The following is a 16,572-nucleotide window of genomic DNA, read 5'->3' as shown; positions in this document are numbered from 1 at the left end:
CTCCGGGTAAAACCAGTTGCCGCCGCACCGCCTTCGCGACGCGTCGCCGCTACTCGTCGTCGTGTTACTCGTCGCCCTGCATCTGCACGAACCGCACCGCGCCCTCGTCGGACTCGACGAGCCCGCCGTCCGCGCGCTTCTCCGCGCGCACGAGGCGCTGTCTGGACTCGCCGATGGGCGCGACGAGCACGCCGCCCGCCGCCACCTGGTCGACGACGGCGGCCGGGAACTCGGGCGCCGCGCACGTCAGGTAGGCGGCGTCGTAGGGCGCGTGCTCCGGCCAGCCGTCGCGGCCGTCGCCCCGCCGCACGGACACCGCGCCGTAGCCCGCGTCGGCGAGCGTCCCGCGCGCCCGCTCGGCGAGGTCCGCGAGGTACTCCACGCTGTAGACGTGCTCGGCGCCGACCAGCTCCGCGGTGACGGCGGCGTGGTAGCCACAGCCCGTGCCGACCTCGAGGACGCGGTCGCCCTCGCGGAGGTCGAGTTCGGTCGCCATGATGGCGACCATGTGCGGCGCGCTGATGGTCTGGCCGCCGCCGATGGGGAGCGGGCGGTCCTCGTAGGCGTGCTCGCGGCGGCGCTCGGGCACGAAGCGGTGCCGCGGCACCGCGCGCACGGCGTCCGCGGCGCGCTCGCTGACGTTCGGCCGGCGCGCGAGCGCGTCGGCGAGGGCGTTCCGTTCGTCGGCGTAGCGGTCGGTCGCGTCCTCGGTCATGGGTCTGGCGTCGCCGCGGCCGCTACCAGGCGGACCACGCGGTGCTGGACTCGTCCTCGCCGTACACGCGCTTGACGTCCTTCGCGAACACGGTGTCGCCGTCCTCGCCGAGCTTCGGGAACTTGTAGTCGTCGACGGCGTTCTCGCGGACGTGGACGCCGGTCACCTCGAACTCCTCGTCGCCGAAGGACTCGCTGGCCCCGACGGTGAACTCGTAGTCGCCGGGCACGTGGACGGTGAGGCCGCGGCTGTCCTCGCGGGCCCCGTCCTGGGGGTGGACGGTGACGTCCACGGAGACGTTCCCGACGGCGCGCGTCCACACCGTCTCGACGTCCTCGGCGTCGGCGCGCGTCGTGCGCTCCTCGGGCCCGGTCTCGATGCTCGTCACGCGCGCGACGGCGATGGTCTCCTCGGTCTCGACGACGAACTCGTCGCCCTCGTAGACGGTCTCCCCGGGGTCGAACTCGACGGTCCCCGTGAACGACTCGTCGTCCTGTGAGACGACGACGTCGACGGCGACGCCCGCCTCGTCGTCCAGGGCCTCCTTGTGGACGTGGCCGCAGTCCGTGCACTGCACCGTCGCCTGCCCGCCCCCCGTGGTGAGTACCTCGTGGACGGTTTCGAGGTCCGGCGAACACGACGGACACTCGAGGGGAGTGGACTCCCCGACGTTCTCGCTCATGGACACGCGTAGCGGCCGCGGACGTAAAAACGCGCGGAGTCGCCGGTTGACGCGTCGGACGGTCGCTCGGCGACGCCGCGCCCGCCGCCCGGCTCGCTTCTCGGAGACTGCCTCCCGCCGCTCGCTACGCTCGCGGCAGGTCGACAGTCTCCCCGTCCGCGTACACGGTCGGCTCCAGGACGATGCCGTCGAGGTGCAGCGGCGCGTCTGTGTCGCCGCCGATGCCGGCGTCGTCCCCGATGGCGATGTGGACGGTGCCGGCGGCCTTCTCGTCGAGGAGGACGCTCCCCACGAGGTCGGTGACGGCGACGTTCGTGCCGATGCCGAGCTCCGCGAGGTTGTACGCGTCCCGGCCGACCGCCTCGCTGGCGGTCTCGACCTGCTCGCGGATGTCGTCGTCGGAGATGTCCGTGACGTAGCCGTCCTCGACCTCGAAGCGGAGCTCCTGGCCCTCCGCGAGGCGGCCGTGCGGCCGCATCGTCCCGTCCACGACGTACGTGCCGTCGGCGCTCTCCGGCGAGACGAACACCTCGCCCGCGGGGAGGTTCGAGAAGTCCCCGGGCTCGTGGACGATGCCCGTGTCGTCGCGCCACTCGCGGTCGCCGACCTCGAACGTGATGTCCGTCCCCTTCGGCGTGGTGACGCGGAGTTCGTCGGCGCCCTCGACCTGCGCGAGCACGTCCTCGCAGTGCTGGCGGATGGTCTCGTAGTCGGCGTCCAGCCCCGTCGTGAACACCTCCTCGGTGATGCCGGGGAGCGTGGCGCCGCGGGCGCCGGCGTCGTTGGCGTTCCCGCGGGCGCGCGTGTGACTCAGGCTCTTCGTCGTCGGCGCGAGGAAGACGTCGGACGCCTCCATCGCGGCGGCGACCGGCGCCGGCGGCTCCTCGCCGTGCTGGTCCAGCGGCGGGTACCGCAACACGGTGGTGTCCTCGCTGACCTCGCTGGCGACCTCGTAGAGGGCCTCGCCGATCGCCGCGCGCTCGTCGTCGGTGACGACGACGCACGTCTCGTCGGCCCGCAGCCCCAGGCACTGTTCGACCGCGGTCTCGGCGGCCTCGCGCAGACTCATGTGGGGTCGTCCGCGCGCTCCCCGTATAGCGCTTTTCGTGTGCGAAAAACGGGGCGGTCGCTCGTCACGCCTCCGGCGGCTCCTCGACGGACTCGAAGAACTCCATCTGCTCGTCCGCGTTCTCCGCGGGCCGCCAGTCGTCGCGGTCTCGCTCGCGCTCGGGCATGGCCCGGGCGGACGTACGCGCCCCAGCACCCTGAGTGCTTTGCTAGCTATTCGCACACGACGGGGCGCGTGCGGCCGCTCGATTCACTCGCTTCCCGGTAAATCCGCGCCGAGCGACCTCGTAACGGTTATCCGCGTGCCGGGTGGACGTTCCGGTATGCTCCGCGTCGGCATCAACGGCTACGGCACCATCGGGAAACGCGTCGCTGACGCCGTCCGCGCCCAGCCCGACATGGACGTCGTCGGCGTCGCCAAGACCCGCCCGAACTACGAGGCCGAGCAGGCCGTCGAGCGCGGCTACGACCTCTACGCCGCCGTCGAGGACCGCGCCCACCAGTTCGCCGAGGCCGGCGTCGAGACCGCCGGCCTCGTCGACGAACTCGTCGCCACCAGCGACGTCGTCGTCGACGCCACGCCCTCCGGCGTCGGCGCGCAGAACCGCAGCCTCTACGAGGAGTACGACACGCCCGCCGTCTACCAGGGCGGCGAGGACGCCGACGTCGCCGACGTCTCCTTCAACGCGCGCTCGAACTACGCGGACGCCGAGGGCGCCGACCACGTCCGCGTCGTCTCCTGTAACACGACCGGCCTCTCCCGCCTGATCGCGCCGCTCCGCGAGACCTACGGCGTCGAGAAAGTCCGCACGACGCTCGTGCGCCGCGGCGGCGACCCCAGCCAGACCGGCCGCGGCCCCATCAACGACATCCTCCCGAACCCCATCACGATTCCGAGCCACCACGGCCCGGACGTCCAGACCATCTTCCCGGACCTCGACATCGACACGCTCGGCATGAAGGTGCCCGCGACCCTCATGCACATGCACAGCGTGAACGTCACCCTCGAAGCCGAACCCGACGCCGACGAGGTCCGCGACCTCCTCGCCGAGCAGTCCCGCATCACCGTCGTCGACGAGTCCCTCGGCATCGAGGGCACCGGCCAGCTCAAGGAGTGGGCCCTCGACCGCGGCCGGCCGCGCGGCGACCTCTGGGAGAACTGCCTCTGGGGGGAGTCCGTCACCGCCGAGGGCCGGGACTTCTACTGCTTCCAGGCCATCCACCAGGAGTCCGACGTCGTCCCCGAGAACGTCGACGCCGTCCGCGCGATCACCGAGAGCGCGGACGCCGCCGAGTCGGTCGCCACCACGAACGACGCGCTCGGCATCTGAACCCGCCACGTCGGCACACCACGCCGCCCGCAGGCGGCACCTGTGACAGTCCGAACGCTTTTCCACGGTGCCGACCTACCCCGGCGTATGAGACGCGACGACCGGGACGACCCCTTCGACGACATCTTCCGCGAGATCGAGCGGATGATGGACGACATGATGGACGGCGCCGCCGGCCTCGAGGACGACCAGACCGGCTTCGGCACCGACACGCACGTCGACGTCCACGAGACCGACGACGAACTCCGCGTCATCGCGGACCTGCCGGGCGTCGAGAAGGACGACATCTCCGTGCAGTGCGACGGCGAGACCGTCACCATCAGCGCGCACAGCGACGCCCGCGAGTACGACGAGCGCGTCAGCCTCCCCGGGACCGTCGACCCGCGCTCCGGCTCGGCCTCGTACAACAACGGCATCCTCGAGATCACGTTCGAGCGCACCGGCGACGCCACCAACATCGACGTCGCGTAGTTCTCCCCGCCGTCGCGCCGCTCGCCGCCCGCTGTTCACTCCCGCGCCGTCCGCTCGACCAGCGCCGCGAGGCGGTCGTAGAAGTCCGCGTCGTACTTCGCCGCGTCGTCGATGGTCGGCCGCGCGTTCGTCTCGTTGACGACCGCGCGCCCGCCCGACACCAGGAGGTCGACGCCCAGCAGGTCGACGTCGAGGGCGTCGGCGGCGTCGACGGCGAGCGCCCGCAGGTCCCCGGGGAGGTCGACGCCCGTCGCGGTCGCGCCGCCGTGGACGTTGTGCTTCCAGCCGTCGCCCTCGCGGCGGACCGCCCCCACGACCTCGCCGTCCAGGACCATCGCGCGGTAGTCCGTCGCGTCCGGCAGGTACTCCTGGACGAGGTAGGACTTGTCGCCGGTCGCGCGGTAGTCGTGGACGAGGTCGAGGTAGTCGGTGACGCCCGCCAGCGAGTCCGCGTCGTGGACCTTCGTCACGCCGACGCCCCTGGTGGTCGAGTTCGGCTTCACCACGACGGGCGACTCGAAGCGCTCGAACGCCGCGCGCACCTCGCCGGCGTCCGCCGGGTTCGAGACGTACGCGGTGTCCGGCACCGGGACGCCCGCCTCGGCGAGCGCCGCGAGCGCGCCCGCTTTGTTCCGCGACCGCAGCACCGCCGCGCGGTCGTTCACCCACGGCACGTCGAGGAACGCGTCCACGACGCCGCCCTCCATCAGGCGGCCGGGGAACACGAACCCGGCGTCGAAGTCGGCCGGGTCGAACGGCGGGTCGGCGAGGTCCGTCACCACCTCCCGGACGGAGACGTGTTCGGCGCGGACGCCGCGGTCCGCCAGCGGGCCGCGCATCCGCGCGAACGTCTCCGCGTCGTTGGCCACCGCCAGCCCGAGCATGCGCGAGTGTCGTCGCGACGCGAGTAAAAGCCGCCGGTCCGAGAAGCCGCCCCGCCGGCGCCGCGCGGCGGCCGGCCCAGCGGTCGCTACGCGGCGAGGAGAGCGGGAGAAGCGGCCGCGTTACCGGACGAGCAGCTGTTCGCCGCGCTCGACGTCGATCTTGCACGGCGGCGTGATCTTGTTGTACGCGCGCCGGAACGCCTCCTTGACGGCGTCCGCCTGGTCGACCTCGCAGTACGCGGTCAGCAGCTGTTCGCCCGGGTAGATGCGGGCGGCCGTGCCGACCGGCACGCCGAACGCCTGCCGCATCCCGTCGGAGACGCGGTCCGCGCCCGCGCCCGTCGCCTGCTTGTTCTCGCGGATGATCTGGTGGGGGAACTTCCGGAGGGACATCTTGTAGTTGCCCTCGCCGAGCTCCTTGATGAGGTGGCGGTTCGCGGACAGGCGCGCGGACTCCATCGAGCCGTGGCGGAGCTGGCATTGCTCCTCGGGCACGAGGCTGATCTGGACTGGGTAGTCGTCGGCGTCCGCCTGCAGGTCGCCCATCTGGTGCTGTGCGATCTTCGAGCCCGGGATGCCCGTGACGTAGTCCCGTCGCGTGTACGACGGCTTGTCGATGTCCCGGTACATGGAGGCCGGCTTCTCGGACATGGTTACTACTGGAGGCTCACGGTCAGCGCGCGAATAAAGGCTTCGAACCGGAATCGTCGGCGTCGTCGGCCGCTCGCGCCGCCAGCCGGCCGGACGCGGTGGCGAGGAGGCGGGCGGACACGCTGGGAGGGGCGAGCGGACGCGGTGGTAGGAGCGCGCGGAAGTGGCGGGAGGGGGCGAGCGGGCGTGGTGGAAGGGGCGAGCGGACGCGTCCGCTAGCGCGGTCCGACGCGACCGGCGAGGGCCGCGCCGAGCGGCGTACAGCCGTGGTGCGCGCCGCTCCCGGTGAGGGTAACCGTTTTCCCCCCAGATTGTGTGGCAGTCACCGATGGCAGACACCGCCGAGGACGCCGACCAGCGGATTCACGTCGGCGAGACGGCCGACGGCGACCGGCTCGCGTTCCCCATCGTGGAGATGCTGACCGGTCGCGGGTTCGTCACCGGGAAGTCCGGGTCCGGGAAGTCGAACACCACGAGCGTCGTCGTCGAGGAGCTCCTCGAGGCCGGCTACCCGGTGCTCATCGTGGACACGGACGGCGAGTACTACGGCCTCAAGGAGGAGTACGAGCTCCTGCACGCGGGCGCCGACGAGGAGTGCGACATCCAGGTGAGCGTCGAGCACGCCCAGAAGCTCGCGCACCTCGCGCTCGAGGAGAACGTCCCGATCATCCTCGACGTCTCCGGCTACCTCGACGACGAGGAGGCCGACGACCTCCTCCGGGAGACGGTCCGCCACCTGTTCGCGAAGGAGAAGAAGCTGAAGAAGCCGTTCCTGCTCGTCGTCGAGGAGTGCCACGAGTACATCCCGGAGGGCGGCGGCGTCGGCGAGACGGGCAACCTCCTCATCAAGGTCGGGAAGCGCGGCCGCAAGCACGGCCTCGGCGTCGTCGGCATCAGCCAGCGGCCCGCCGACGTCAAGAAGGACTTCATCACGCAGGCGAACTGGCTGGTCTGGCACCGCCTCACGTGGGAGAACGACACCAAGGTCGTGGGGCGCATCGTCGGCGGCGACTACGCGGACGACGTCGTCGACCTCGACGACGGCGAGGCGTTCATCCAGACGGACTGGAGCGACGAGCAGGTCCGGCGCGTCCAGTTCAAGCGCAAGCGCACGTTCGACGCTGGCGCGACGCCCGGCCTCGACGACTTCGAGCGCCCCGACCTGAAGTCCGTCAGCGGGTCGCTGATGGAGGAGCTCGGCGACATCACCGACCAGCGCGAGCAGGAGCGCGACCGCATCGCGGAGCTCGAGTCGAAACTGGAGAACCGCGAGGAGCGCATCGCGGAACTCGAGTCCGAACTGGAGACCGCGCGGGACGTGTCGGCGGCCGCCCGGAAGATGGCGAACGCGCTCGCGCACGGCGACGGCGCCGCGGCGCCGCCGGACGGCTACCAGGCGACCCTCCAGACGAAAAACGAGCAGATCGACCGGCTCGAGGCGCGCGTCGAGGAGCTCGAGGCGGCGGTCGGCGGCGAGTCGAGCGGTGACGCGGCCGCAGGGGGGGACACGGCGGCGACTGAGGCGGACGCGGCCGCCGACGCGGACGAGGCGACGACCGAAGCGGACGCTGCCGCAGCGGGGGAGGAACCGGCGGCCGACGACCGCGGCGCCGACGCGGAGGGCGCCTTCGAGTTCGGCGACGGCGACGACGCGCTCGCGGACGCCGACGCCAGCCGGGACGCGCTCGTCGACGCGGTCCAGGACCGGCTGCGGCGGCGCGGCGAACGCCTCCGGCTCGAGGACGGCGCCGAGGAGGCGGCCGACAGCGGCGGCGAGCCGGACGCGCAGGCGGTCGTCGACCTCCTGCAGGCGCCGCCCGTCGTCGAGCGCGTGAACGCCGCGCGCCGCGAGTCGAAGTGCAACGACGACGCCGCCTGGCGGGCCGTCTCCGAGCTCGCGACCACGCCCGGCGCGACCGCCCACGACCTCGCGGACGCCGCGAACGTCGACGTCGAGGCCGTGCACACGCTGCTCAGCGAACTCCGCGGCCGCGACCTCGTCGTGCGGGCGGACCGCGCGTACGCGTTCAACCCCGTCCGCATGCGGACGCTCGTCGAGCGCGACGACCCCTCGAAGCCGCGGACGGAACTCCGCGACCAGTGGCAGCCCTGACGCGCCGGCCGTCGACGTTCCCCGTCCGCCGTCCGGACGCGGCCGCGTGACTGCGAGCGGAGCGCGTCGGCCGCCGCGACACAGCCGTCGCTACGCGGTCGTAAAAATACGGGAAACTGTGTTGTTCGGAGTACAGCCGGCGCTAGAGCCGGGTGAGGTTCGTCGCGCGGGGGCCCTTGTCGGCCTCCTCGATGTCGAACTCCACTTCCTGTCCCTCTTCGAGGTCGGGGCCGCCGACGTCCTCCATGTGGAAGAACACGTCCTCGTCCGCGTCCTCAGTCTCGATGAAACCGTAACCGCCAGTGTCGTTGAAGAAATCAACCGTACCGGTTGCCATTGCTCTTGGAGAGAGTCACCTCTCACTCATAACCTTTGTGGACCGCGGTGGCGGTCGAGGGCCTCCGGCACCCCGATCGTCGTCCCCCGGGGAGCGAGTCGGCTCCTGGTGGGCGAGTCGGCTCCTGGTGGGCGAGTCGGCTCCTGGTGGGCGAGTCGGCTCCTGGGGAGCGCACGCGTCGTCGGGGAGCGAACGCCTCGCCGTTCAGGCGTCGACGATGTCGTGGAGGTCCGCGAGCTCCTCGATCTCCCAGGTCGGCCAGACGTTCAGCTCCCAGTCGCGGCGGTGCGGCCGGCGGATGAACGCCGAGTCGATGCCGGCGTTCTCCGCGGCGCGGACGTCGGACTCGTTGTCGCCGACGAACAGCGCGGAGTCGGCGTCGAGGTCCGCGAGCGCGCGGTCGACGTAGTGGGAGTTCGGCTTCCGGCGGTCCAGGCTCTCCACGGTCGGCTCGCGGCCGTACGCCGTCCCGAACAGGTCGTCGACGCCGAAGTGCTCGAGCGCGAAGTCGACGGTCGCCTGCTGGTTCGAACTCACGATCCCCATCGAGACGTCGAGGTCCTGGAGCTCGTGGAGGTCGTCGTAGAGGGTCTTCCGGCCCGCCCGCATCTCCTCGTACTGGGCCTCCGCGAGCGTCCGGTCGCGGGTCGGCCAGAAGTCGTGCGGGCTGATGCCGTACCGGCTGCAGACGTCGCCGACGGTCTTCGGCGTCGCACCGATCGTCATCTCCTCGACGTCCCCCGGGTCGGGGTCCGTCACGTCGAACTTCTCGAACGAGTCCTCGGTCGCCGCCTCCAGCACGTCGTAGCGAGTGCGGCCGACGAGGACCCCGTCGTTGTCGAACACGACGGTGTCGTAGGTCATACGCGCCGTACGGGCAGCACACGGATAAGCGTTTCATCGGGCCGTCTGCGGCGTGGTCGCGCCGCCGTCCGGCGCTTCCGGCCCGTCTGGGGGTCTCGACCGTCGTGGGCGGCCGGCCGCGTGCTCGCGCGCCCGCCCTCACGAGTCGCCGGTCGTCGAGTTCCGGTCGTCGCCGGTCGTCGAGTTCCGGTCGTCGCCGGTCGTCGAGTTCCGGTCCCCTCCGGTCGGCGGGCTCCGGTTCTCGCCAGTCGGCGAGCGCGAGCCGTCGCCTCAGAGCGTGTACGCCATCAGCACCTCGTCCACGAGCCGGTCGCCGATGGTGTAGTGGTCGCTGCGGACGCCCTCCGTCTCCCACCCGTGGGACTCGAGGAACGCCAGCCCCTCGTCGTTGGTCGCGGGGACGCTGTTGTACACCTTCCCGTAGGCGTTCGCGGCCGCCCAGTCGAGCGCGCGCTCGAGCAACTGGCTGCCGACGCCGCGCTCGCGGTACTCCCCCCGCACGCCGACGGTCAGTCTCGCGGCGTTCTGCGTATCGACCTGCGGGAGGTCGAGGTGCGTCCACCCGACCACGTCGCCGTCGACGGTCGCGACGAAGAACACGCGGGACTCGACGGCGTTGTGCCGCGTCACGGTGTCCTCGTAGAGGAGGCGTTCGGCGACCGTCTCCGCGACGACGTACGTCTCCTCGGCCGTGACGTCCCGGATGGTGTCCACGAGGCTCTCGAAGTCCTCCTGGCGCGCCGGCCGGATCGAGTACCGGAAGCCGTCGGCGACGTGGGCTTCCACGGACCCGGGGTCGAGCCCGACCCGGAGCGTGCCGCCGTCGTCCTCGAGGTACCCCTCGGCGAGCAGCCACTCCAGTTCCGCCCGGAACGCGGTCGGGTCGACGTCGACCGCGCTCCGCGTGCGGTGCCGGGCGGCGGTGCCGTGGCGCTCGACGTACTGGTAGATCTGCTTGCGCGTCTCGCAGTCGAACCGCGGTCGCTCCAGGGAGTGCATACGGCCGCGTTCGCAGAGCGGCCACGTAGGCGTGATGGGTGATAGCACGCGACAGCCGGAGTCGTCCGTCCGGTCTCGCGGCTCCGGCCCGCGGAGGGACCGACGCTACGCGGAGACGGTCTCCTCGACGATTTCGATCTCCTCGTCGGTCAGTCCGTACAGCTCGTAGACGATCTCGTCGATGAGTTCGTCCGTCCGCTCGATCTGTTCGTCTAGTTCCTCGGCGCGCTCTTTGGTCTCCAGATAGCTCTGGAGTCCGTCCTCGACGTCGTCGACGGCGGGGAGCGTGAGCGAACGCAGGCGGTCGACGAGCGAGTTCGTCTTCGTGGCGGTCTCGCGGAAGTTCGCGAACCCACCGGCCTCGTCGACGGCGACCGGGACGAACGCCTCGACGAGGTCGGCTTCGGTCTCCGTGAGGTCGGTGATGCGGAGGGCTGGCAGGGGTTCGGTCTCCGTGTACCCCCACTGGTCGGTCTCGTGGCCGTCCTCGTCGTCGGGCTTGTAGCGAGCGGTGAGGCGGATTTCGACAGTCTCATCGTCTTCGCGTTTAACCGTGGCTCCGCCGACGCGGAGGTTAGGCTTTTGCTCGGTGGTTTTCTGGAGAATTGAGTCGGCAGACTGCTCTGGTGGTTGTGAAAAGCCAACCTCGCTGATAGAGTCTCCAGTCGAGTAAGCTCCTAAATGGTCTAGGAGCTCCAAATTCAGGTTGGCACGGCTATCGCCCAAGTCCGAACGGAACGAATGTAACTTTGCTAGACCCGTGCTTGAGTTGACGTTCTTTACCGATTCCCCCGCTACTTCCGTTTCAGAAATGGAGGCTTCCGCAAGTCGCGAGTCAATATGGTCAAATGACGGGAGTGGGAGTTTCTTCACGTTCTGTGGCTTGACCTGAGAGAACACTCGCCCCTTCTCTTGGGTAATAGTATCATAGAGGTCTCGAAGTAGAGTTGAGTTTAACAGCAAAACCAGGGTCTCGAGATCGGTGAAGTTCTTCTTTGGCGTTATACACAGCAAGCTGTCGACTGTGTAAGTATCGTCACTGCTTAGTCCTGCTATCAGTGTGTCTCCTGTCTGTCGTAGAAGGACTTTGGATTGTTCAAAAATATCTGGATTTCGTGGCCTATGAAGAGTGTACCACGGTCGAATTCCTTTTTCTACTTCGCTGACGGAATCCAAACTGCCTCTGTATTGTTCAAGATATTCGATTGTTTGCGGGATTTGATTCGCCTCTATATCCCGCTCTATGTAGAGAATATACCGATTCGGCTCTGAAACGAAGAAAGGAGTTACATCAGATCCGAACAGAACCGGATGCAGGAGTTCTTCTTCCAAGTTGTACTCTTCCATCTCCGACTCGGAGACTGTGAACGCTTCGTCACCTCCAGTTTGGATTCCCTGTTCAACATCGAATCGACTCCCCAAGCGTCCGTGCTGCTCCTGTAACTCGGAAAGTATTCTCCTATGTTCTATTTTATACGTTGGAATGACTGCATCTTCCTCCGAAAGGACGCTTTCTATCGGAAATTCAATTGCTCCAACGAGATTGCTCCCGAGGGTTTGTGGGTCCTCACTTCGGAGATTTCGTATACTCAATTCGGTCGTGTTGGCGATCCTTGAACCAATGATTACAGCAGAAGGTGCGACCGCATCAGCGAATACGCCCTCCCCGAGGTCAGAAACTTGACTAAGTCCAGATCCAATGAGCTCTCGACGTAATTTGGAATACTCGCTTTGGAATAGAACTACACTTGGGAGTATTAGCCCATAGTTCGCTGTATCCTTCCCCAATCTGAGTCCTTCTTCGGTGAAGTAAGCGAACGTATCCGGTAGCCGCTTAACAATCTCGCTGAATTTGACTTTGAGGTAGTCTTTGTTTTCCCCAGGGTGTCCCCAAGGTGGGTTACCGATGACAGCGTCGAAGCCCGCATCTTCGCGCTTCTCCCCACCCTGCCCGAAGAATACTTCCGGATACTCGAGTTCCCAGTGGAAGAAGTCCTCCTCGTCGGCCATCGCTTGCGCCGACGCGAACCAGTCCTCGCCGCGGATCTCCGCCCAGTCGTCGGCGTCGTCGATGGCGCCAGCCATCTCCTCGTAGACGCCCTCCGGGACGTCCAGGCCGAACTCCTCGGCGGTGTGGACGTTCGCGATTTCGAAGAGCCGCTGGTAGAGCGGGTCGTCGCGGATCTCGTCGTAGATCTCCTCCATCGACTTGATGTCCTCCAGCGTCTCGTTGTCGATGGCCAGCAACTCCTGCATCAACTCCATCACGTGCTCGAGGGTGTTCTTCCGAGCGCGCGCCGCCGCCTGCATCAGCGTCAACTGACCGCCCTCGTCGTCGACGTCGTCGGAGAGCACTTCGGTGATGTCGGAGCCGACGAGTGAGTTCCCGGTTTTGAGGTGGTGGTCGAGGAACGCCAGCGGCTGGTCCGCGGCGAGGGTCTCCAGCCACATCGAGAGCTTCCCCAGCTCCACGGCCATCCCGTTGACGTCCACGCCGTAGATGCACTCCTTGGCGATCTCGCGGCGGAGGTGTTGTTCGTCGTAGGACTGGATCTCCTGCTCGCGGACGACCTCCATCACCTGCTCGGTGAGGTAGCCCGTCGCGCTCGTCAGGAAGTGCGCGCTCCCCATCGCCGGGTCCAGAATCTTCAGGTCCTTCACCGCCTGCCAGAACCGCCGGAAGAACTCGCGGTCGCCCTCCGCGAGGCCGTCCGCGCGCAGGTCCGCCTTGATGTCCTCGAGCAGCGGGTCGACGGTCTCCTCGACGATGTACGAGACCACGTAGTCCGGCGTGTAGTAGGCGCCCGTGGCCTTCCGTTCGCCGTCGTCGTTCACGACGTAGAGCTCGCCCTCGTCGACGGTCTCGACCGCGTCCGCCACGCTGACCTCCGTCGCCGGCTTCCACACCTGCCCGCCGTCCTCCGCGACCGCGGCGTACTGCTCGGACGCGATCCGGAACTCGTGCTCGAGCAGGCCCTCGTAGATGCTGCCGAGGTGGCGCGTGTCCAGGTCCGCGTAGTCCGCCAGCACGAACTCGTCGTCGTCACCCTCGGTCGTACCGAGGCGGTAGATGACTTCCGCGATGTGGCGGTCCGAGACTTCGTTGTTCGCGAGGAACTCGTGTTGGTCGTCGTCGAAGAGCCCGCCGTTGTACGGCGGAATTCCCAGGGATTGCTCGCCTTCGTCGACGAGGTCGAAGAGGTCCTCGAGGCGACTCCACTTCTGCGTGGAGTGGCCGCTGTAGTCCTCGAAGTCGTCGCCGGACTGGATGTCGTCGTGGATCTCCGACCGCAACTGCGTGAGGCTGAAGTGCTCCTCGTACTCGTCCTGCTTGTCCGGGTCCTCTGGGTGAATCAGGCCTCGGGACTCGGCGTAGAGGACGAACATCAGCCGGTAGAGCAACACCAGTGACTGTTCTTTTAGCTCCGCTCGCGCCGCCTCGTCGTCGGGGTCGATGTCCAGGTCGTTCGTGTGGAGGAAGCCTTCGCCGAGCACGCGCAGCGCCGTGAAGACGTTGTCCTGGAGGTCCTCGCCGAGTTCCTGGGCGGCGGTCTCGGATTCGTTCCAGACCGTGTCGAGGAACGACGTCCCCGCGGTCTCGTGGAAGGCTTCCGGTCGGAAGAACGCGTAGAAGTACTTGAACTGCTCCAGGCTCCCCGAATCGAGCAGCTCCGGGAGGTCGACCTCGTAGTAGATTTCGGTCGCGTAGTCTTTCGTGCCGTACAGCCGCCACTTGCGGCCGTCGGTCAGAATCCCCCACTGGAGGTTGTCCGGCGTGTGTTCGAGGTAGTACTTGATCTGGTGGGAGGCGTCGCGGTAGGAGCGCTGTTCGCTGAACCGCGCGGTGAAGTCCGCGTTCCACTGTTTCGCCTCGAGGGCGACGGACGCGAGACTGTACGCGGCCTCGACGTCGCCGTCTTTCTTCCGTTTGGCCGCATTCCGGCGCGTCTCCCCCGAATCGAAGAGCAGTCGGTCGTTGTGGCCGCCGCCGTCAGGGATTGTCGTCTCTGAGAGCGTGTCGTAGCCGAGGACGTCCAGTACCTCGTCGATCCAAGCGTCGAGGAGTTCGTCTTCGTTGTAGGAGTCGACGAGGTCGCGTTCGAGGTCCCAGAGGACTTGGAGGTCGTCGAAGGCCTCGCTCGCTTCCTCGTCGCAGTCCCAGTCGTCCAGGTCGTAGATTCGCTCGTCGAGGTAGTAACCGGAGAACAGACTCGAGTTCTGGTAGGGCGTCGAGCCCAGCGTCGCCTGACTCATCGTGGATGCAACAGACGCCGTCGGAGACGCTATTCAAACTATGGGAACACGTCACTGTGGCGCGCTCCCCGCTCCCCGATCGAATCAGCGTACCGCGGCGAGCGACGCGAGCGAGGACACCCGAGGCGGAAAAGTGTGAGTATGCCGCCTCTCGGATTTGCACCGATGGAAGACGGACCGCTCGCCGCGCTCGCGGTTGCGACTTCCAGGGTTCGAATCGCGGTCGGGAGCATTTCCACTGCTCCCCTCGGTCGCAGGAAAATGCCGCCTCCCGGATTTGAACCGAGTCGAGACGGACCGTTCGCTCCGCTCACGGTTGCGACTCGTCGGGTTCAGAATCCGCTCGGGTCGCATATTCGCGGCCGACGGCTCACTCGCTGCGCTCGTTCGCGTTGTCGGCCGCAGAATGATGCCGCCTCCCGGATTTGAACCGGGGACAGCTCATGGATTTTGGGCGTTTCACTCGCTCTACTCGTCGTTTCTGCGCTTCAGAGAACCAACCCATGAGCGAAGAAATTGAACCCATTTCGCCGGCTGCGGCGAAAGAGATGTACCTCGAAGCACGGAAGAACGAAGTCTCAGAAAGCACCCTCAGCGGCTATCACTACCGCCTCAAGCACTTCATCCGGTGGTGCCAGGACGTTGAGGGGCTCGACAACCTGAACGACCTCTCCGGCCGCGATCTTCAGCGGTTCAAGACGTGGCGGAGAGACGACGGCGGGCTGAAACCCATCACACTACAGGGCCAACTCGACGCTCTCCGAATCTTCATTCGCTGGTGCGGGTCCATCGATGCAGTTGAGCAGGACCTGCACGAGAAGTTCGACGCCCTGATGCCGGAATTGAAGAAGACCGACGAACAGAGCGAGAGCATCCTTCGATCCGACGCGGCCGGGGAACTGCTGGAATACCAGCGGAAGTTCGAGTGGGCGTCTCGCGCTCACGTCATCATGGAACTCCTCTGGCACACCGGAATTCGACTCGGGACGCTCCACTCCCTCGACGTAGACGACTACGACCCAGACGGAGAGCGTGTCGAACTGCACCACCGTCCCGACACCGGGACTCCGCTGAAGAATGGGAGAGAGGGAGAGCGGATGATTGCCTTGGACGCCGAAATCTGCCGTCTACTCGAAGATTGGATCGAGCAGAATCGTCACCCGGTTGAGGATGATGAGGGCCGTGAACCCCTGCTCACGAGCCGGAATGGCCGCATGAATCGCTCAAGCATTCGGGACGCCGTCTATCGCGTCACTCGCCCTTGCTTCTATGCTGAGTGCCCGAAGGGACGCGACCCCGACAACTGCGAGGGAGGATCCTACGGCGGCTACAGCAAGTGCCCAGTCAACGTCTCTCCCCACGACGTTCGGCGCGGCTCCATCACTTACTTCCTGACCGAAGACGTGCCCGAGAAAGTCGTCTCCGACCGCATGAATGTCGGACAAGACGTTCTCGACAAGCACTACGATAAGCGCGATGAGGCGGTGAAGGTTGAACAGCGGCGAGGATATCTGGATAATATCTAATCCTGGTCCGATTCTTGCGCCTCTGCGAATCTTTTCAACAGCTTCCTGGCTTGCCTCTTACCTGGGGGAGTGAGACTCACTGTAGCCGAGGGTCCTCTACCTCGTCGGTCGAAATAGCGGTCACCTTCGCCCTGGTACATGTTCCCCATGCCTGACGAGGATATGTCGGAAAGTTCGAGGGCATCTTTCAGAGATGAAGATTTGATTCTCTCTTCACCATAGTACTCATGCCAGACATATAATAGAATAAGCGAAGAGATCCGTTGTCGGTCTGTCTTCCTATCACCAATATCTCCCATCTCATCGATATACAAAACGGGGAAATCATCCTTATCAGGGTCTACATAGATGAATCTTTCCAACCTTGGCTCGGAGACTCTCAGTTCTGAAGCAATTTCTGCCAGTGGCCCTGACTCCTCGTCCTGGCTGGTGACTTCGATTTCTGATTCTTCTTGACCGCTCTCCTCAAACTCTTCCAGGGACACTACTTCAGATTTGGAATGATCTATCTCCGCGGGCTCAGAAGCCTCACCGAGTTCGTCCAAAGACTCCTGATTGTCCTCAATGAACTGAATAAGATTTAGAACTTCTTGTTGGTACTCTTCGTCGTCAAAAGCGTGTATCTCCACCTCCAGCGGCCCGTATTCTAATTTTGCTGTGGTTTCCATGGCTCGCTC

14 protein-coding genes are annotated in these 16,572 nt (G+C 66.5%); 4 read left to right on the top strand and 10 right to left on the bottom strand.

Translation table 11 applies throughout. From position 1 onward, the window contains the following. Positions 1 to 64 precede the first annotated feature (64 nt). From U5911_RS03030 to U5911_RS03020, 3 genes are all read right to left on the bottom strand, one after another. Positions 65 to 715: a protein-L-isoaspartate(D-aspartate) O-methyltransferase gene (locus tag U5911_RS03030; RefSeq protein WP_336035185.1), complete on the bottom strand. Its 651-nt coding sequence runs from the start codon at positions 713 to 715 to the stop codon at positions 65 to 67. A 22-nt stretch (positions 716 to 737) separates the two neighbouring features. Next, a complete protein-coding gene (locus U5911_RS03025; protein WP_336035184.1) occupies positions 738 to 1,397 on the bottom strand; it encodes an HVO_0476 family zinc finger protein in 660 nt (219 codons plus the stop codon). Positions 1,398 to 1,521: 124 nt separating this feature from the next. Beyond that, the gene (locus U5911_RS03020; protein ID WP_336035183.1) at positions 1,522 to 2,466 is read right to left on the bottom strand and encodes an aminopeptidase; all 945 of its coding nucleotides are present in this window, start codon (positions 2,464 to 2,466) and stop codon (positions 1,522 to 1,524) included. 322 nt (positions 2,467 to 2,788) lie between these two features. On the opposite strand from U5911_RS03020, the gene U5911_RS03015 reads away from it, so the two are divergent. Then, the gene (locus tag U5911_RS03015; protein ID WP_336035182.1) at positions 2,789 to 3,796 is read left to right on the top strand and encodes a type II glyceraldehyde-3-phosphate dehydrogenase; all 1,008 of its coding nucleotides are present in this window, start codon (positions 2,789 to 2,791) and stop codon (positions 3,794 to 3,796) included. Between the two features lie 87 nt (positions 3,797 to 3,883). Then, entirely contained in the window at positions 3,884 to 4,267 is a 384-nt protein-coding gene (locus U5911_RS03010) for an Hsp20/alpha crystallin family protein (RefSeq protein ID WP_336035180.1), read from the top strand. A gap of 35 nt (positions 4,268 to 4,302) precedes the next feature. On the opposite strand, the gene U5911_RS03005 is transcribed toward U5911_RS03010, so the two are convergent. Continuing rightward, positions 4,303 to 5,151 carry an ATP-grasp domain-containing protein gene (locus tag U5911_RS03005; protein WP_336035178.1) on the bottom strand — a complete coding sequence of 283 codons (849 nt, stop codon included), beginning with the start codon at positions 5,149 to 5,151 and terminating at the stop codon, positions 4,303 to 4,305. 120 nt (positions 5,152 to 5,271) lie between these two features. Continuing rightward, positions 5,272 to 5,802: a 50S ribosomal protein L16 gene (locus U5911_RS03000; protein WP_336035177.1), complete on the bottom strand. Its 531-nt coding sequence runs from the start codon at positions 5,800 to 5,802 to the stop codon at positions 5,272 to 5,274. Positions 5,803 to 6,130: 328 nt separating this feature from the next. Between U5911_RS03000 and U5911_RS02995 the strand changes: the two genes are divergently transcribed. Further along, positions 6,131 to 7,915, top strand: a complete 1,785-nt coding sequence (locus tag U5911_RS02995; RefSeq protein ID WP_336035176.1) for a helicase HerA domain-containing protein — start codon at positions 6,131 to 6,133, stop codon at positions 7,913 to 7,915. A gap of 142 nt (positions 7,916 to 8,057) precedes the next feature. Here the strand turns inward: U5911_RS02995 and U5911_RS02990 are convergent, their stop codons facing one another. The 4 genes from U5911_RS02990 to U5911_RS02975 all read right to left on the bottom strand — a co-directional run bounded on the left by U5911_RS02990 (position 8,058) and on the right by U5911_RS02975 (position 14,369). Then, positions 8,058 to 8,252: a cold-shock protein gene (locus tag U5911_RS02990; protein ID WP_011324233.1), complete on the bottom strand. Its 195-nt coding sequence runs from the start codon at positions 8,250 to 8,252 to the stop codon at positions 8,058 to 8,060. Positions 8,253 to 8,456: 204 nt separating this feature from the next. Next, a complete protein-coding gene (locus U5911_RS02985) occupies positions 8,457 to 9,116 on the bottom strand; it encodes an HAD family hydrolase (protein WP_336035173.1) in 660 nt (219 codons plus the stop codon). Positions 9,117 to 9,386: 270 nt separating this feature from the next. After that, positions 9,387 to 10,115, bottom strand: coding sequence for a GNAT family N-acetyltransferase (locus U5911_RS02980; protein ID WP_336035171.1), 729 nt, complete (start codon positions 10,113 to 10,115; stop codon positions 9,387 to 9,389). Between the two features lie 105 nt (positions 10,116 to 10,220). Beyond that, the gene (locus U5911_RS02975) at positions 10,221 to 14,369 is read right to left on the bottom strand and encodes an Eco57I restriction-modification methylase domain-containing protein (protein ID WP_336035169.1); all 4,149 of its coding nucleotides are present in this window, start codon (positions 14,367 to 14,369) and stop codon (positions 10,221 to 10,223) included. A 548-nt stretch (positions 14,370 to 14,917) separates the two neighbouring features. Between U5911_RS02975 and U5911_RS02970 the strand changes: the two genes are divergently transcribed. Then, positions 14,918 to 15,895 carry a tyrosine-type recombinase/integrase gene (locus U5911_RS02970; RefSeq protein WP_336035168.1) on the top strand — a complete coding sequence of 326 codons (978 nt, stop codon included), beginning with the start codon at positions 14,918 to 14,920 and terminating at the stop codon, positions 15,893 to 15,895. Here the strand turns inward: U5911_RS02970 and U5911_RS02965 are convergent. Then, positions 15,892 to 16,563, bottom strand: coding sequence for a hypothetical protein (locus U5911_RS02965; RefSeq protein WP_336035167.1), 672 nt, complete (start codon positions 16,561 to 16,563; stop codon positions 15,892 to 15,894). The genes U5911_RS02970 and U5911_RS02965 overlap by 4 nt on opposite strands. Between the last annotated feature and the right edge of the window lie 9 nt (positions 16,564 to 16,572).

This window comes from Halobacterium yunchengense, from assembly GCF_037031165.1.
Lineage (GTDB): Archaea > Halobacteriota > Halobacteria > Halobacteriales > Halobacteriaceae > Halobacterium > Halobacterium yunchengense.
This window is presented reverse-complemented; position numbering and strand designations above follow the sequence as displayed.

Excerpts from the sequence above, each read along its gene's own strand:
- U5911_RS03030 (WP_336035185.1), bottom strand. The coding sequence starts at position 715 with ATGACCGAGGACGCGACCGACCGCTACGCCGACGAACGGAACGCCCTC.
- U5911_RS03025 (WP_336035184.1), bottom strand. The coding sequence starts at position 1,397 with ATGAGCGAGAACGTCGGGGAGTCCACTCCCCTCGAGTGTCCGTCGTGT.
- U5911_RS03020 (WP_336035183.1), bottom strand. The coding sequence starts at position 2,466 with ATGAGTCTGCGCGAGGCCGCCGAGACCGCGGTCGAACAGTGCCTGGGG.
- U5911_RS03015 (WP_336035182.1), top strand. The coding sequence starts at position 2,789 with ATGCTCCGCGTCGGCATCAACGGCTACGGCACCATCGGGAAACGCGTC.
- U5911_RS03010 (WP_336035180.1), top strand. The coding sequence starts at position 3,884 with ATGAGACGCGACGACCGGGACGACCCCTTCGACGACATCTTCCGCGAG.
- U5911_RS03005 (WP_336035178.1), bottom strand. The coding sequence starts at position 5,151 with ATGCTCGGGCTGGCGGTGGCCAACGACGCGGAGACGTTCGCGCGGATG.
- U5911_RS03000 (WP_336035177.1), bottom strand. The coding sequence starts at position 5,802 with ATGTCCGAGAAGCCGGCCTCCATGTACCGGGACATCGACAAGCCGTCG.
- U5911_RS02995 (WP_336035176.1), top strand. The coding sequence starts at position 6,131 with ATGGCAGACACCGCCGAGGACGCCGACCAGCGGATTCACGTCGGCGAG.
- U5911_RS02990 (WP_011324233.1), bottom strand. The coding sequence starts at position 8,252 with ATGGCAACCGGTACGGTTGATTTCTTCAACGACACTGGCGGTTACGGT.
- U5911_RS02985 (WP_336035173.1), bottom strand. The coding sequence starts at position 9,116 with ATGACCTACGACACCGTCGTGTTCGACAACGACGGGGTCCTCGTCGGC.
- U5911_RS02980 (WP_336035171.1), bottom strand. The coding sequence starts at position 10,115 with ATGCACTCCCTGGAGCGACCGCGGTTCGACTGCGAGACGCGCAAGCAG.
- U5911_RS02975 (WP_336035169.1), bottom strand. The coding sequence starts at position 14,369 with ATGAGTCAGGCGACGCTGGGCTCGACGCCCTACCAGAACTCGAGTCTG.
- U5911_RS02970 (WP_336035168.1), top strand. The coding sequence starts at position 14,918 with ATGTACCTCGAAGCACGGAAGAACGAAGTCTCAGAAAGCACCCTCAGC.
- U5911_RS02965 (WP_336035167.1), bottom strand. The coding sequence starts at position 16,563 with ATGGAAACCACAGCAAAATTAGAATACGGGCCGCTGGAGGTGGAGATA.